10 protein-coding genes are annotated in these 16,646 nt (G+C 70.0%); 8 read left to right on the top strand and 2 right to left on the bottom strand.

The annotated features are described in order from the left end of the window. Nucleotides 1-16 precede the first annotated feature (16 nt). The 3 genes from glgX (ACFXI3_RS14420) to treZ are packed head-to-tail and all read left to right on the top strand — an operon-like array spanning nt 17 to nt 6,122. Nucleotides 17-2,143 carry a glycogen debranching protein GlgX gene (glgX, locus tag ACFXI3_RS14420; protein WP_378399846.1) on the top strand — a complete coding sequence of 709 codons (2,127 nt, stop codon included), beginning with the start codon at nt 17-19 and terminating at the stop codon, nt 2,141-2,143. Further along, nucleotides 2,140-4,416, top strand: coding sequence for a malto-oligosyltrehalose synthase (gene treY / locus ACFXI3_RS14415; protein WP_378399845.1), 2,277 nt, complete (start codon nt 2,140-2,142; stop codon nt 4,414-4,416). Before glgX (ACFXI3_RS14420) ends, treY begins: the two co-directional genes overlap by 4 nt. Next, a complete protein-coding gene (gene treZ / locus ACFXI3_RS14410; protein ID WP_378399907.1) occupies nt 4,413-6,122 on the top strand; it encodes a malto-oligosyltrehalose trehalohydrolase in 1,710 nt (569 codons plus the stop codon). The genes treY and treZ overlap by 4 nt, the downstream gene beginning before the upstream one ends. Before the next feature lie 6 nt (nt 6,123-6,128). Here the strand turns inward: treZ and ACFXI3_RS14405 are convergent, their stop codons facing one another. Then, nucleotides 6,129-7,088, bottom strand: coding sequence for a zinc-binding alcohol dehydrogenase family protein (locus ACFXI3_RS14405; RefSeq protein WP_378399844.1), 960 nt, complete (start codon nt 7,086-7,088; stop codon nt 6,129-6,131). Nucleotides 7,089-7,175: 87 nt separating this feature from the next. Between ACFXI3_RS14405 and ACFXI3_RS14400 the strand changes: the two genes are divergently transcribed. Then, entirely contained in the window at nt 7,176-7,754 is a 579-nt protein-coding gene (locus ACFXI3_RS14400) for a TetR/AcrR family transcriptional regulator (protein ID WP_378399843.1), read from the top strand. A gap of 3 nt (nt 7,755-7,757) precedes the next feature. On the opposite strand, the gene ACFXI3_RS14395 is transcribed toward ACFXI3_RS14400, so the two are convergent. Then, nucleotides 7,758-8,729 (bottom strand): helix-turn-helix transcriptional regulator, encoded by a 972-nt coding sequence (locus tag ACFXI3_RS14395; protein WP_378399842.1) that lies wholly within the window; start codon nt 8,727-8,729, stop codon nt 7,758-7,760. 176 nt (nt 8,730-8,905) lie between these two features. Here ACFXI3_RS14395 and glgX (ACFXI3_RS14390) point away from each other — a divergent pair, with 176 nt between their 5' ends. From glgX (ACFXI3_RS14390) to ACFXI3_RS14375, 4 genes are all read left to right on the top strand, one after another. Next, nucleotides 8,906-11,050: a glycogen debranching protein GlgX gene (gene glgX / locus ACFXI3_RS14390; RefSeq protein WP_344277375.1), complete on the top strand. Its 2,145-nt coding sequence runs from the start codon at nt 8,906-8,908 to the stop codon at nt 11,048-11,050. A 334-nt stretch (nt 11,051-11,384) separates the two neighbouring features. Further along, entirely contained in the window at nt 11,385-13,364 is a 1,980-nt protein-coding gene (locus ACFXI3_RS14385) for an alpha-1,4-glucan--maltose-1-phosphate maltosyltransferase (protein WP_378399841.1), read from the top strand. Nucleotides 13,365-13,452: 88 nt separating this feature from the next. Then, nucleotides 13,453-15,246: a maltose alpha-D-glucosyltransferase gene (gene treS / locus ACFXI3_RS14380; protein WP_378399840.1), complete on the top strand. Its 1,794-nt coding sequence runs from the start codon at nt 13,453-13,455 to the stop codon at nt 15,244-15,246. Nucleotide 15,247: 1 nt separating this feature from the next. After that, a complete protein-coding gene (locus tag ACFXI3_RS14375) occupies nt 15,248-16,642 on the top strand; it encodes an aminoglycoside phosphotransferase (RefSeq protein WP_378399839.1) in 1,395 nt (464 codons plus the stop codon). The last annotated feature ends 4 nt before the right edge of the window (nt 16,643-16,646 follow it).

Below are 16,646 nucleotides of genomic sequence, written 5' to 3'. Positions count from 1 at the left end.
CCCAAGGAGAAGCCCTGTGCGGCCCTGGCCCGGAAAGCCCTACCCGCTCGGCGCGACCTACGACGGCGTGGGGACGAACTTCGCGCTGTTCTCCGAGGTCGCCGAGCACGTCGATCTCTGCCTGTTCGACGACGAGGGCAACGAAACCCGCTCGCGGCTGGAGGAGGTCGACGGCTTCGTCCACCACGGCTACCTGCTCGGCGTCGGCCCCGGGCAGCGGTACGGATTCCGCGTGCACGGGCCGTACGACCCGAGCCGCGGCCAGCGCTGCAACCCGAGCAAGCTGCTGATCGACCCGTACGCCAAGGCGTTGTCGCGCGGCGTCGACTGGACTGAAGCGCTGTTCAGCTACCGCTTCGACGACCCGGAGCAGTTCAACGAGGACGATTCCGCCGGCCACGTGCCGTACTCGCTGGTGGTCAGCCCGTTCTTCGACTGGGCCAACGATCGCGCGCCGCGGGTGCCGTACCACGAAACGGTGATCTACGAGACGCACGTGCGCGGCATGACGATGACGCATCCGTTCGTGCCCGAGCGGCTGCGCGGCACGTACGCCGGGCTGGCGCACCCGGCGATCGTGGAGCACCTGCAGAAACTCGGCGTGACCACAGTGGAGCTCATGCCGGTGCACCAGTTCGTCACCGACCACGGTCTGGACGAGAAGGGCCTGCGCAACTACTGGGGTTACAACACGATCGGGTACTTCGCGCCGCACGACGGGTATGCCGCGATGCAGGGCCAGGGCGGGCAGGTGCAGGAGTTCAAGGGCATGGTCCGCGCCCTGCACGAGGCGGGCATCGAAGTGATCCTCGACGTGGTCTACAACCACACCGCCGAGGGAAACCACCTCGGCCCGACGTTGTCCATGCGCGGCATCGACAACGAGGCGTACTACCGCCTGGTCGAGGACGATCCGCAGTACTACATGGACTACACCGGCACCGGGAACTCGCTGAACGTGCGCAGCCCGCACACGCTGCAGCTGATCATGGATTCGCTGCGGTACTGGGTGACCGAGATGCACGTGGACGGGTTCCGGTTCGACCTCGCCTCCGCGCTGGCCCGCGAGTTCTACGACGTCGACCGGCTGTCGACGTTCTTCGACCTCGTGCAGCAGGACCCGATCGTGAGCCAGGTGAAGCTGATCGCCGAGCCGTGGGACGTCGGGCCGGGCGGTTACCAGGTCGGCAATTTCCCGCCGCTGTGGACGGAGTGGAACGGGCAGTACCGCGACACCGTCCGCGATTTCTGGCGCGGCGAACCGTCCACGCTGGGCGAATTCGCGTCGCGCATCACCGGTTCGTCGGACCTGTACCAGGACGACGGCCGCCGCCCCTTCGCGTCGATCAACTTCGTCACCGCGCACGACGGGTTCACGCTCACCGATCTGGTTTCCTACAACGAAAAGCACAACGAGGCCAACGGCGAGGACAACCGCGACGGCGCGGACGACAACCGTTCGTGGAACTGCGGTGTCGAGGGTCCGACCGACGACGAAGAGGTGCTCGCGCTGCGCGCTCAGCAGCGGCGGAACCTGCTCGCCACGCTGCTGTTGTCGCAAGGCGTGCCGATGCTGCTGCACGGCGACGAACTCGGCCGCACCCAGCAGGGCAACAACAACGCCTACTGCCAGGACACCGAACTGTCCTGGATGGACTGGGAACTCGCGACGGAGAACGCGGATCTGGTCGAGTTCACCGCCGCGCTGACCGCGTTCCGCAAGGCGCATCCGGTGTTCCGCCGCCGCCGGTTCTTCCAGGGCAAACCGGTGCGCAAGGGCGAGGAACTGGGCGACATCGCCTGGTTCACGCCCGCGGGCGAGGAGATGACCGAACAGAACTGGGACGACGCGTTCGGCAAATCGGTGGTGATTTTCCTGAACGGGGAAGGGATTCCGGACCTCGACCCGCGCGGGATGCCGGTGGAGGACGATTCGTTCCTGCTCGCGTTCAACGCGCACTGGGAGGACATCGCGATGACCTTGCCGGGCAATGGCTACGGTCGCGAATGGACAGTCGTGGTCGACACCGAGACCGGCAGCGTCGGGAAAGGCGACGTCGAGCCGGTCGAGGGCGGCGGCAAGTTCACGCTCGGCGCGCGTTCGCTGGTCGTGTTGCAGCGCACCGCGAAGGAGGGCGAATGAGCACGCCGTCCTCGACTTACCGGGTGCAGTTGCGGCCCGAGTTCGGCTTTGCCGAGGCTTCGGGGATCGTGGATTACTTGCGCGAGTTGGGTGTCGGCGCGTTGTACGGCTCGCCGATGCTCGACGCGACGCCCGGGTCCACGCACGGCTACGACGTCACCGATCCCACGCGCGCCCGGGACGAACTGGGCGGCGAAGAAGCGCGGAAGGCGTTGTCGGCGCGGCTTAAAGACGCCGGGCTCGGGTTCGTGGTGGACATCGTGCCGAACCACATGTCCGTCGAGGTGCCGAAGGCGAACCAGTGGTGGTGGGACGTCCTGCGGAACGGCCAGGGTTCGCCGTACGCGCCGTTTTTCGACATCGACTGGAGCCGGGGGCGAGTGCTGCTCCCGGTGCTCGGCGACGACAACGACGGGCTGACGGTCGAGGGTGACGAACTCGTCTATTACGACCACCGGTTCCCGATCGCGCCCGGCACCGGCGACGGCACGCCGCGAGAGGTGCACGCGCGCCAGCATTACGAGCTGGTCGGCTGGCGGCGCGGCAACCGCGAGCTGAATTACCGGCGGTTCTTCGACATCACGAACCTGGCCGCGGTCACGGTCGAACGGCCCGAGGTGTTCGCCGAGACGCACGGCGAGGTGTTGCGCTGGGTGTCCGACGGCGACGTCACCGGCCTGCGCGTGGACCATCCGGACGGCCTCGCCGACCCCGGCGGCTACTTCCGGCGGCTCCGCGAGGGCGCGCCCGGCGCGTGGCTGGTGGCGGAGAAGATCCTGCACCCCGGCGAGGCGCTGCCGCAGAGCTGGCCGGTGGACGGGACCACCGGATACGACGCGCTGCGCGAGATCACCGGCGTGTTCGTGGACCCGGCCGCCGCGTCGGTCTTCACCCGGCTCGCCGCTGAACAGGGCGTGCGCACCGATTACCACTCGGTCGAGGAACGCGCGCGGCGCTTGGTGACCGACGGCATCCTGGTCGCCGAGGTGCACCGGATCGCCGCGTTGCTCCAAGGCGTGGACGCGGACGCGGCCCGCGCTGCCGTGGCCGAGGTAATGATCGCGTTCCCGGTCTACCGTTCTTATCTCCCGGAGGGTTCCGGGCATTGGGCGACGGCTGTCGCGCGGGCGCGCAAGCGGCGGCCCGAACTGGCCCCGGCGCTCGACGCGCTCGACAGCCAGGTGCGCGGCGCGCCGGACTGCGAGCTGGCGACGCGGATCCAGCAGACGTCCGGCATGGTCGTCGCGAAGGGCACCGAGGACACCACGTTCTACCGGTTCACCCGGTTCGCCGCGCTGAACGAGGTCGGCGGAAATCCGGACCGATTCGGCTTGAGCACCGGGGAATTCCACACGCTGGCCGCAGGGCGGGCAGCCGCGGCTCCGGCCACGATGACCACGCTGACCACTCACGACACGAAGCGCTCCGAGGACACGCGGGCGCGGATGGCCGCGCTGTCGGAGGTCGCGGACGAGTTCGCGGTCGCGGTCCGGCGGTGGACCGCCGCGCGCGGAATTGACGAGCCTGCGCTGAATCTCCTTGCGTGGCAGACGCTTGTGGGCGCGTGGCCGATCTCGCCGGAGCGGCTGCGCGACTACCTCGACAAGGCCGCGAAGGAAGCGAAACTCCGCACTTCGTGGACCGATCACGACGAGGACTTCGAGCGAGCCGTTGCCGAATGGCCGTCCGCCGTGCTCGGCGATGCGGCCTTGGCGGCGGACGTCGAGTCGTTCGTCAAACGGGTGCGCGGCGCGGGCTGGGCGAATTCGCTGGGCCAGAAGCTGGTGCAGCTGGCCGGACCCGGCGTGCCGGACGTCTACCAGGGCACCGAGCTGTGGGACTACTCGCTGGTCGATCCGGACAACCGCCGCGAGGTGGACTACGCCGTCCGGCGCTCGCTGCTCGAACGCGTCCAGGCTGGCGAGTCCTTTGAAATCGACGAGACCGGCGCGGCGAAGCTGCTGGTGGTGCACCACGCGCTGACCCTGCGCCGAGACCGGCCGGAACTCTTCACCGGCTACCGGCCGTTGCAGGCCGAAGGCGTTGCTGCGGAACACCTTCTGGCCTTCGAGCGTGGAGCTGGCCTGACCGTGGCAGTCACCCGGCTGTCGCTGGGACTGCACCGTGCAGGTGGCTGGCGAGACACCGTCCTCCCGCTGCGTGCCGGAGAATGGACCGACGTGCTGACTGGCCGTGGGGTAGGCGATGCACCGCAAGCTTCGGCGTTGTTCGAGCAATACCCAGTCGCGCTTCTGGTACGAGAGGACTCCTGATGTTCCGTGTGTGGGCCCCGTCCGCCGAGCGCGTCCGCGTCCGCGTGGACGGCACCGACCACGAGATGACCGCAGCCGACGACGGCTGGTGGCAGGCCGACGTCGCCGGCACCGACTACGCGTTCCTGCTCGGCGACGACGACCGTCCGCTGCCGGACCCGCGCTCGCTGCGCCAGCCGAACGGCGTGCACGAAGCGTCGCGCGTCTACGACCATTCCGCCTTCGAGTGGACCGACCAGGCGTGGACCGGGCGGCAGCTGCCCGGCGGCGTGGTCTACGAACTGCACGTCGGCACCTTCACCGAGGCAGGCACGTTCGACGCGGTCATCGACCGGCTCGGACACCTCGTCGACCTCGGCGTCACGCACGTCGAACTGTTGCCGGTGAACTCCTTCGACGGCACCGCGGGCTGGGGCTACGACGGCGTCCTGTGGGGCGCCGCGCACGAGCCGTACGGCGGCCCCGACGGGCTGAAAGGCCTGGTCGACGCCTGCCACGCACGCGGGCTCGCGGTGGTGCTCGACGTCGTCTACAACCACCTCGGCCCGTCCGGCGCCTACCTCGACCGGTTCGGTCCGTACTTCGCCGGCCGCACCGACTGGGGCGCCGGACTGAACCTCGACGGCGAGGGTTCCGACGAAGTCCGCCGCTATGTCATCGACAACGCGCTGGGCTGGCTGCGCGACTTCCACCTCGACGGCCTGCGCCTCGACGCCGTGCACGCCCTGGTCGACAAACGCGCCGTGCACCTGCTGGAAGAACTCGCCACCGAGGTCGAGGCCCTGTCCGCGGCCCTGAACCGCCCGCTGACGCTGATCGCCGAGTCCGACCAGAACGACCCGAAGCTCGTCACCGCCCGTGATGCCGGGGGTTACGGCCTGCACGCGCAGTGGTCCGACGACCTGCACCACGCGCTGCACGTGCGGCTCACCGGCGAAACCACCGGCTACTACACCGATTTCGCCGAGCCCGGCGCGCTGGCCAAAACCCTGCGGGAAGCGTTCTTCCACGCGGGCACGTGGTCGTCGTTCCGCTCCCGCACGCACGGCCGCCCGCTCGACCGGCGCGTCGCCCCCGGCCACCGGTTCCTGGCCTACCTGCAGGACCACGACCAGATCGGCAACCGCGCGACCGGGGACCGGCTGTCCGCGACCGTCTCGCCCGGCCTGCTGGCCTGCGGGGCGGCGGTGGTGTTCTGCTCGCCGTTCACGCCGATGCTGTTCATGGGCGAGGAGTGGGCCGCGGAGACGCCGTGGCAGTTCTTCGCGTCGTTCCCGGACCCGGAACTGGCCGAGGCCGTCCGCACCGGCAGGCGCCGCGAGTTCGCCCGGCACGGCTGGGGCGAAACGGACGTCCCGGACCCGATGGACCCGGCCACCGTCGCCCGCTCGCGGCTCGACTGGTCGGAACCGGGCAAGCCGGGCCACCGCGAGATCCTCGGCCTGTACCGGACGCTGATCCGGCTCCGCCGCTCGCATCCGGAGCTGACCGATCCACGGCTGGACCGGGTGGTCGTGGAGACCGCGCCGGACGATTCGTGGCTGATCCTGCACCGGGGAGGACTGCGGCTGGCGTGCAACTTCGCGGCGAGGCCGGTCGAGCTTCCGGTGGCGGGGGAGGTGCTGGCTTCGTGGGGGAATCCCGAGGTGGGCGCTGCGGCTACGGTGTTGCCCGCGGAGTCGTTCGTGTTGGTCGCTACTTGCTGACCCGCGTCAAGGAACGAGCAGGATCCGGCCCGAAACCCGGCCTTTTTCCAGTCTGCGGTGCGCTTCGGCGGCATCGGCAAGGGGAAGACGTGCTTCGATCGCCGGCCGCGGCACCTCGCCGCGTCCGGCCGCCGCGAGGAACTCCGGGTACGAGACGCCGAAGATGCCCGTTGCCCACGCGGGACCTGCGCAGCCGGCGACCTGGAGGCCTCGCTCGCGAATCTTCGCCGAATCGAACCCGCCCGGATCGCCGGTCAGCGAGCCGTACATCAGCATGCGCCCGGCGCCCGGAGCGAGGGAGTCCAGCAGCCGTCCGGCGACTTCGCCGCCGGCCAGTTCGAACACGACGTCCACGGTGCCTTCGCCCAGGCCGTCCGGCCAGTCCGGATCGGTGTGGTCAAGGACCTGGTCCGCGCCGAGGCGCCGAACCCGCTCCCGGCCGTCCGGCGTGCCGGCGGTCGCGATGACTCGTGCCCCGAGTTCGCGGGCCCGCGGCACGAGATAGCCGCCGATGGCACCAGAGCCGCCTTCGACCAGCACCGTCTCCCCGGGCTGAACTCCGGCTTTCCGCGTCAGGCCGAACGCCATCGCGCCTGGAGCGGCCATCGCGACGGCGTCCGCCCCGGACAGTCCGTCGGGCACCGCCGTCGTCATGGCGGCATCGACGACGGCGTACTCGGCATACGAACCCCTGCCGCCGGTGATGCCGACCACCGTAGCGCCCCGGGGCGGTGAATCGACGCCTTCGCCGACCTCTTCGACCACTCCGGCGGCCTCGGCGCCGAGCACCGCGGGGAGGGCGAACGGGACTTGGACGGCCCCGGACCGCATCTTCGTCTCGCCGGTGCTGACGGCGGCCGCCTCGATCCGCAGCAGCACTTGTCCCGGCCCGGGTTCGGGTCTGGGGATGTTTTCCGGAACCAGCACTTCGGGACCTCCGGTCCGGTGCAGTACGACCGCGCGCATGGCAGACCTCTTCTCATAAGTGAACCAACGGTCCAGTTAGCGTCGGCTACTATATTGACCGACAGTCCAGTTGTCGAGGGAGAACGCGTGGCCGAACCGAAGCGGGAACGCGCGGACGCGGCTCGCAACCGGGCGGCCATCCTGCGCGCCGCCGAACAATTGCTCGTCGAGAGCGGGTCCGAGCGAGTGTCGGTCGAACAGGTCGCGCAGGCCGCGGGTGTCGGAAAAGGCACGGTGTTCCATCGATTCGGCAGCCGTTCCGGCCTGATGCGCGCGCTGCTGGAGGACCGCGTGCGCTTGCTGGCCGAGGCGATCGAGAAGGGGCCTCCGCCGCTGGGGCCCGGTGTGCCCGCGGCGGACCGCCTGCTCGCTTTCCTTGATGCCGTAGTCGATCTCGCCACCCGCAACGTCGCCCTGATCGCCGCGTACGAGGAGGCTGCGCCGGAGGAGCGGCAAGCGGGCGACGTCTACCAGTACTGGCATCGTCACGTCAGCACGCTGATCACCGAAGCCCGACCCGAACTCGACGCCGAACTCCTCGCGCACATTCTGCTCGGTGCGCTGCACAGCGATCTGGTCATGCACTTGGTCCGCAGCGGCGATACCGGCCGGCTGACGGCGACCCTCCACGAGTTGGTCCACAGCCTGCTTGTCATCCGGTCCTGAGTCTCACCGGGCGTAGCGCCGGAGCATCGACCTCAGCGCCTCGGCCAGCCGATCGCGAAGCCCTTGCGGCGCAACGACTTCCGCCAACGGCCCGAGCCGCAGCAGATCGTGGACGGCTTGGTCGGGGTGCTCGATCGGAACGGCCACGTGCGTCCACCCGTCCGCCTCGACCACCCCGCTCTCCACCGCAGCACGCGCAATGGCGGGCTCGGCGAGCTGAGGCAACAGCCGCATCCCCTCCGGCGACAGCCGCAGCACCGCCTCGCCCCGGTGTCGTCGCGAGTCGAAGTCATCGAGGTAGTCCCGCCAGTAGCCGCCCAGATCGAAATCCTCAACCCGGTCAAAGGTCTCGTCGAGCAGCACCGCCTCGACGATCCGCGCCACTCGGTAAGTCCGGAACTCCCCGGAACGCCGGGCGAGCAGGTACCAATGACCGGCCTTGAGCACCACACCGTACGGCTCGACCACCCGCGTCGCTTCGTGAGGCGCGGCCCAGCGCTGATACCGGATCCGGACACGTCGTTGCTGCCACACGGCGTCCGAGACGGTCGGCAGCTGCGGCGTGGTTTCCGCGTCGTGATACCAGGACGCCGCGTCCAGATGGAACCGCTCGCGGACCCGGTCGGCGTGGGACCGGAGCTCGGAGGGAAGCGCGGCCAGCAGTTTGCGCTCGGTGTTCGCCGCGACCGGCCCGAGACCGAGCCCGGAGGCCGCGGCGGGCAGGCCGGTGAGGAAGAGCGCCTCGGCTTCCTGCCTGGTCAGGCCGGTCAGCTGGGTGCGGTACCCGTCGACCAGCCGGTACCCGCCGTCGTGGCCGGGTTCGCCGTACACCGGGATCCCGGCCGCGCTCAACGCTTCAATATCGCGGTAGATCGTCCGCGGGGTGACCTCCAGCCGGGCGGCCAGGTCGTCCGCGGTTCTCGGCTGCCGGGCCTGGAGCAGCAACAGGATGGAGACGAGGCGGCTCGCGCGCATAGGTCCAGCATGCCTCGGTCCACTGACAAAACCTGTCACTAATTCCGAGGTCGGAGGGCGCGCCCGGCCCGCGACCCCTACCGGCATCGCCATCGGCCCAGGTCATCACCCCTGCCCCGGGCAAGTTCAGCCAAGCGCCGGAGCCCCCGCCGCCAGGGGTTTGAAAAGATCGGCGCATGGCACAGCGACCCGCAACCGACAACCAGGTCCTCGCCGGACGTCCGTTTCCGCTTGGCGCCCACCCGGAGGCGGGCGGCGTCCGGTTCGCGGTGACGTCCGCCGTCGCCGACGCGGTGGAGGTGTGCCTCGTCGGGGACGACGGCTCCGAGCGGCGGATCGAGCTGACCGAACGCACGTTCGGCGTCTGGCACGGGCTCGTCCCGGGCGTCACGGTCGGTCAGCGTTACGGCTACCGCGTGCACGGTCCGTACGACCCGGCGCACGGTTACCGCTGCAACCCGGCCAAGCTCCTCGTCGACCCGTACGCGCGCCGGATCGACGGGAGGCTCGCCGGCCTGCACGCCGCGCAGGGGTTCACCGGCGATCCCGAGCGCGGTCCGATGTCCACTGTGGACTCCTTGGGCGCGGTGCCGTTGTCGGTGGTCACCTCGCCGGGCGGCCAGGACACCGGGGTCAAGCCCGAGGTGCCGTTCGAGGAATCGGTGATCTGCGAACTCCACGTGAAGGGGTTCACCCAGCAGCATCCGTTCATCCCGGAGGCGCTGCGCGGCACGTACCTCGGCCTCGCGCACCCGGTCGCGATCGAGCACCTGACCCGGCTCGGCGTGACGACCGTCGAACTGCTGCCGGTGCACGCGTTCGCCGACGAGCCCGCGTTGATCCGCTCGGGGCGGCACAACTACTGGGGCTACTCGCCGCTGGGCTACTTCGCGCCGCACGCCGGGTACGCGAGCGAGCCGGGCCGTGAGGTCGAGGAATTCCGCACGATGGTGGCGGCCCTGCACGCGGCCGGCATCGAGGTGCTGCTCGACGTCGTCTTCAACCACACCTGCGAAGGCGGTCCGGACGGCCCGACGCTCTCGCTGCGCGGCCTCGACGCCCCGGCGTACTACCTGCACACCCGCCGCGGCCACATGGCCGACCTCACCGGCTGCGGCAACACCCTCGACGCCGGTTCGCCGACGGTCGTCCGCCTGGTCACCGATTCGCTGCGGTACTGGACGCAGGAGATGGGCGTCGACGGGTTCCGCTTCGACCTGGCGAGCACGCTCGGCCGCCCGCGCGGCGAGATGTTCGACCGCGAGTCCACGATGCTCACCGCGATCACCACCGACCCGGTGCTGTCGCGCTGCAAGCTGATCGCCGAACCGTGGGACGCGACCGGCGAGGGCTACCGCGTCGGCGACTTCGGCGCGCAGTGGGCCGAGTGGAACGGCCGCTACCGGGACACGGTCCGCGATTTCTGGCGCGGCGCGACCGGCGTCCGCGACCTCGCGTACCGGCTGTCCGGCTCGTCCGATCTGTACGACCACAACCTGCGCCGGCCGTGGCAGTCGATCAACTTCGTCACCGCGCACGACGGCTTCACGCTGCGGGACCTGGTGTCCTACAACGAAAAGCACAACGAGGCCAACGGCGAGGACAACCGCGACGGCACGAACGACAACCGGTCGTGGAACCACGGCGCGGAGGGCGAGACCGACGACGCGGCGATCGTGGCGCTGCGCACCCGCCAGGCGCGCAACCTGTTCGCGACGCTGCTGCTGTCCACCGGCACGCCGATGTTCACCGCGGGCGACGAGATGTGGCGGACCCAGCAGGGCAACAACAACGCCTACTGCCTCGACGACGAAACGTCGTGGGTCGACTGGACCCCGACCGAGACCTCGGAGCCGATGCTCGAGTTCGCCCGCCGCTTGATCCGGCTGCGCGCGCACAGCCCGGCGCTGCGGCAGCCGGAGTTCTTCGAAGGCCGCACGACAGTCACCGGCAAACCCGACCTCGTGTGGTTCCGCCCGGACGGCGAGGAGTTCGACGAGATCGACTGGTTCGACGAGGACCGCCGCACGCTCTGCATGTGGATCGACGGGTCGAACAGCCAGGCGCGCAACCGCGAGGGCGCGCTCGTCACCGACCATTCGTGGCTGCTGGTGCTGCACGCGGGCGCGGAACCGGCCGAGATCGTGCTGCCCGGCCCGGAGTACGGCGAGACCTTCAAGCCCACTTTGGACACCAGCACCGCCGACGGCACTCCGGCCAACCCCGGCGTGCTGGAGCCGAAGGCGCGGATCACGGTCGAGGCGCGGTCGCTGCTGTTGCTGCGCGCGCCGCGGGACACCGTCGAGATCCCGCAGCTCTAGCCCCGCGCTCACTCCGGAAGAAGTCCGTGAGGGGAACCCTGAGGGACTCTGATTCCCGCAGGGTTCCCCTCACGGACATCTGTAGCGATACTCGCGAGTAATCACCGGAACGTGGCGGGCGATTGTTAACGCAATTCGGCGCTCGTGTTGCGGGCGGGAGACGGGAATGCGTCGGGGAGTTCCGCCGAATGGGCGCGTTTCGCCCGACCGGGTGGCGGGAATTTCCGAAAAAGGCCCCGCTGTCAACGGCTTTGGAGGAATCAGGCACACTGACCGTGCTCGCGGAAGCACACTCCGACCACCCTCCCACCCACCGTGAAAAAGGGGCATTGCCATGACCGGCAGGCTCGGGATCGACGACGTCGCACCCATTGTCAGCTGCGGCCGATATCCGGCCAAAGCCGTTGCAGGCGAACATTTCCCCGTCACGGCCACGGTCTGGCGGGAGGGCCACGACGCGGTCGCCGCGACGGTCGCCTGGCGCGGTCCCGGCGATCGCGCCGCGCGCCAGACGCGGATGGCCGAGCAGGGCCGGGGGCTCGACCGGTTCGGCGCGGTGATCGTGCCCGACGCCGAGGGCATGTGGACCTATCGGGTGGACGCGTGGAGCGATCCGTGGGCCACCTGGGAGCACGCGGTCGAGGTGAAGATCGCCGCCGGGCAGGGGCCGGGGGAGCTGGCCAACGACCTGGAGAGCGGGGCGCTGCTGCTCGACCGCGTGTCGCGCCGCCCGGAGCGCCGGGCCGAGCGCCCGCTGCTCGCCGGGGCCGCGGCCGCGCTGCGCGACGACGAACGCGACCTCGCCGAGCGCGTCGGTCCCGCGCTGTCGCCCGAGGTCCGCCAGCTCATGCACGATTTCCCGGTGCGCGAGCTGATCACCAAGGGCCGCGTGCTGAAGCTGTGGGTCGACCGCAAACGCGCCGCTTTCGGTTCCTGGTACGAATTCTTCCCCCGTTCCACCGGCGGCGTCGACGCGCACGGACGCGCGGTGCACGGCACCTTCGCCACCGCCGAGCGCGAGCTGGACCGCGTCGCGGGCATGGGGTTCGACGTCGTCTACCTGCCGCCGGTGCACCCCATCGGCCGGGTGAACCGCAAGGGCCCCAACAACACTCTCGACGCGACGCCGGACGACGTCGGCTCGCCGTGGGCGATCGGCGCGGACGAGGGCGGGCACGACGCGATCCACCCGGAGCTCGGCACGATCGAGGATTTCGACTCCTTCACCGCCCGCGCGGACGAACTCGGCCTCGAGGTCGCGCTCGACCTCGCGCTGCAGGCCGCGCCCGATCACCCGTGGGTGGTCAAGTACCCGGAGTTCTTCACCACCCGCCCGGACGGCACCATCGCCTACGCGGAGAACCCGCCGAAGAAGTACCAGGACATCTACCCGGTCAACTTCGACAACGACCCGCGCGGCATCTACGACGAGGTGCTGCGCGTCGTGCTGCACTGGGTGTCGCACGGGGTGCGGATCTTCCGGGTCGACAACCCGCACACCAAGCCGCCGGACTTCTGGGCGTGGCTGATCCAGTCGGTGAAGGACGCGCATCCGGACGTGCTGTTCCTCGCCGAGGCGTTCACCCGCCCGGCCCGGCTGTGGGGGCTGGCGAAGCTCGGCTTCACCCAGAGCTACACCTATTTCACCTGGCGCACCACGAAAGAAGAGCTGACCGAGTTCGGCACGGACCTCGTCGAGCACTGGGATCACGGACGGCCGAACCTGTTCGTGAACACCCCGGACATCCTGCACGAATCGCTGCAGCACGGCGGTCCGGGCATGTTCGCGCTGCGCGCCGCGCTCGCCGCGACGATGTCGCCGACCTGGGGCGTGTACTCCGGCTACGAGCTGTTCGAATCCGAGGCGGTGCGGCCGGGCAGCGAGGAGTACCTCGACTCGGAGAAGTACCAGCTGCGCCCCCGCGATTTCGCCCGCGCGCTCGCCGAAGGCCGTTCGCTGGAACCGTGGCTGACCCGGCTCAACGCCGTCCGCCGCGCGCACCCGGCGCTGCAGGGCATGCGGTCGCTGCGCTTCCACCACGTCGACAGCGAAGCGCTGCTGGCCTACTCCAAACAGGACCCGGCGACCGGCGACACAGTCGTCACCGTGGTGAACCTCGACCCGCACGGCGCGCACGAGGGCACGCTGTGGCTCGACCTGCCCGCGCTCGGCTTCGACTGGTCGGAACGGCTCATCGCGCACGACGAGGTCACCGGCGAGACGTGGGACTGGGGCCAGTCGAATTTCGTCCGGCTCGAACCGTGGCGGGCGGTCGCGCACATCGTGGCGCTGCGCCGCAGGCTCGCGGCCTGAACTCGGCACCAGCACTTCGCGAGTGGTTATCCCGGCTCCGTTCGGGATAACCACTATTCAGCACAGGCACTCAGGACAAGGTGGAACGATGGACGAAGACAGCCGGCCCGGCGCCGCGGCGGGACTGGCGGACGTGCCGCACACGGGCGAGGCGGTGACGGCCGACGGTTTGCTGGTCGAGCCGCAGGCGGACGACTTCGCGCACGCGCACGCGGCGCCGAAGGACCCGGAATGGTTCAAGAGCGCGGTGTTCTACGAGGTGCTGGTGCGCGCGTTCGCCGATTCGAACGGCGACGGCACCGGCGACCTGCGCGGGCTGGCGGGCAGGCTGGACTACCTCGAATGGCTCGGGGTGGACTGCCTGTGGCTGCCGCCGTTCTACGCCTCGCCGCTGCGCGACGGCGGCTACGACATCAGCGATTTCCGTGCCGTGCTGCCGGAATTCGGCAGTGTCGAGGACTTCGTGTACCTGCTCGACGAGGCGCACCGGCGCGGCATCCGGGTGATCACCGATCTGGTCCTGAACCACACGTCGGACGCGCATCCGTGGTTCCAGCAGTCGCGCTCGGACCCGGACGGCCCGTACGGCGACTACTACGTGTGGAGCGACGACGATTCCCGCTATGCCGACGCGCGGATCATTTTCGTGGACACCGAAACGTCGAACTGGACCTACGACCCGGTGCGCGGCCAGTTCTACTGGCACCGGTTCTTCACCCACCAGCCGGACCTGAACTACGAGAACCCGGCCGTGCAGGACGCGATGATCGACGTGCTGCGGTTCTGGCTCGACATCGGCATCGACGGCTTCCGCCTCGACGCCGTGCCCTACCTGTTCGAACAGGAGGGCACCAACTGCGAGAACCTGCCGCGCACGCACGATTTCCTCAAGCGCTGCCGCAAAGTGGTCGACGACGAGTACCCCGGCCGGATCCTGCTGGCCGAGGCGAACCAGTGGCCGACCGACGTGGTCGAGTACTTCGGCGACGCGGAGTCGGGCGGCGACGAATGCCACATGGCGTTCCACTTCCCGCTGATGCCGCGGATCTTCATGGCGGTGCGCCGGGAGTCGCGGTTCCCGATCTCGGAGATCCTGCTGCAGACGCCGCAGATCCCGTCCGGCACGCAGTGGGGCATCTTCCTGCGCAACCACGACGAGCTGACGCTCGAGATGGTCAGCGACGAAGAACGCGACTACATGTACTCCGAGTACGCCAAGGACCCGCGGATGAAGGCCAACATCGGCATCCGCCGCAGGCTGGCCCCGCTGCTGGACAACGACCGCGACCAGCAGGAGCTGTTCACCGCGCTGCTGCTGTCGCTGCCCGGGTCGCCGGTGCTGTACTACGGCGACGAGATCGGCATGGGCGACAACATCTGGCTCGGCGACCGCGACGCCGTCCGCACCCCGATGCAGTGGACCCCGGACCGCAACGCCGGGTTCTCCACCTGCGACCCCGGCCGGATCTACCTGCCGGTCATCATGGACCCGGTGTACGGGCACCAGGCGCTCAACGTCGAGGCGCAGGCCGACAACGCGTCGTCGCTGCTGAACTGGACGCGCCGGATGATCGAGGTGCGCAAGCAGCACCACGCCTTCGGCCAGGGCGATTTCGCCGACCTCGGCGGCTCGAACCCGAGCGTGCTCGCCTACCAGCGCCGGTGGCTGCGCCCGGACGGCCGCGAGGACGTCGTGGTGTGCGTCAACAACCTGTCCCGTTTCCCGCAGCCGGTGGAGCTGGACCTGTCCGCGCACCAGGGCGCGACGCCGGTCGAGCTGACCGGCGGCGTGCGCTTCCCGGACATCGGCGAGCTGCCGTACCTGCTCACGCTGCCCGGCCACGGGTTCTACTGGTTCCAGCTGCTCGAGCCGGAAGAATGAGGTGAGTCCGCTGTCGCACCACGGTTCCCCGCCCGAACTGCCCGAGGCGTCCCGAGCGCTGACCGCCCTGCTGCCCGGCTGGCTGCCGGCGCAGCGCTGGTTCGCGGGCAAGGACCGGCCGGTCGACGAGGTCCGCCCGGCCGGGCTCACCGTGCTGGCCGGGCCCGATCCGCTGCTCGTGCACGCGGTCGTCGACGTCGTGCAGGGCGACCGCACCGAGCCGTACCAGCTGCTGATCGGCAGCCGGTCCGGGGTTCCCGAGGTGGCTTCGGCGGCGGTGCTCGGCGAAGGGCTCTACGAGGCGAGCGGCGACGCGGACCTCACCGCCGGGCTGCTGGACCGGATGGCGGCGGGCGGGTCCGTCGGGCCGCTGCGGTTCGCGGCGGAGCCGGACGCGACGCTCGAGCCCGGCCTGCGCTCGCGGCCGATCACCGCCGAGCAGAGCAACACCTCGCTGGTGTACGGCGGGCAGTACATCCTCAAGCTGTTCCGCAAGCTCAGCGCGGGGACGAACAAGGACCTGCTGCTGCACCGCGCGCTGCAGGACGCGGGCTGCAAGCACATCGCCCGCGTGGTCGGCTCGATCTCCGGCGAACTGCACGGCGAACCCGCGACGATGGGGATGCTGCAGGAGTTCCTGCCGGACGCGGTCGACGGCTGGGCGATGGCGACCACGAGCGTGCGGGACCTGCTGGCCGAGCCGGACCAGGCCGCGGCCGAGGCGGGCGGCGATTTCGCCGGCGAGTCCGAGCGGCTCGGGGCCGCGGTCGCCGAGGTGCACGCGGACCTGGCGACCGCGCTCGGCACCGAGCCCGCGGACGGCGACGAGCTGGACCGCACGGTGCGCGCGATGACCGAGCGTCTCGAGCAGGTGTCCGATGTGGTCCCGGAGCTGGCCGTGTACGCGCCCGCGCTGCGCGAAGTGTTCGAAGCGGTGCGCGCGCACGAGGCGCCGATCTCGCTGCAGTACATCCACGGCGATCTGCACTTGGGCCAGGTGCTGCGTACCGTCAACGGATGGCTGTTGCTGGACTTCGAAGGCGAACCGGCCGCCCCGGTCGCGGAACGGCACGCGCTGCGCTCGCCGCTGCGCGACGTCGCGGGCATGATCCGGTCGTTCGACTACGCGGCGCACCAGCGGCTCGTCGGGCAGCCGGAGAACGCGGACGTGACCCGGCACGCGATGGAATGGGCCCGGCGCAACCGCGCCGCGTTCTGCGCCGGGTACGCCCGCGCCGGCGGCCCGGTCGGCGACCCGCGGGAGCACGCGGACCTGCTCCGCGCCTTTGAACTGGACAAAGCCGTGTACGAGGTCGCCTACGAGCACGCGAACCGGCCGGACTGGCTGAGCGTGCCCCTGGCGGCGATCGCCCGCAGCACCGACGGAAGCGAGTGACCCC

This window comes from Amycolatopsis sp. NPDC059235 (genome assembly GCF_042754125.1).
Classification (GTDB): Bacteria; Actinomycetota; Actinomycetes; order Mycobacteriales; family Pseudonocardiaceae; genus Amycolatopsis; species Amycolatopsis albidoflava.
Note: the sequence above shows the minus strand (reverse complement) of the source record. Positions and strands in the feature narration are given on the sequence as shown.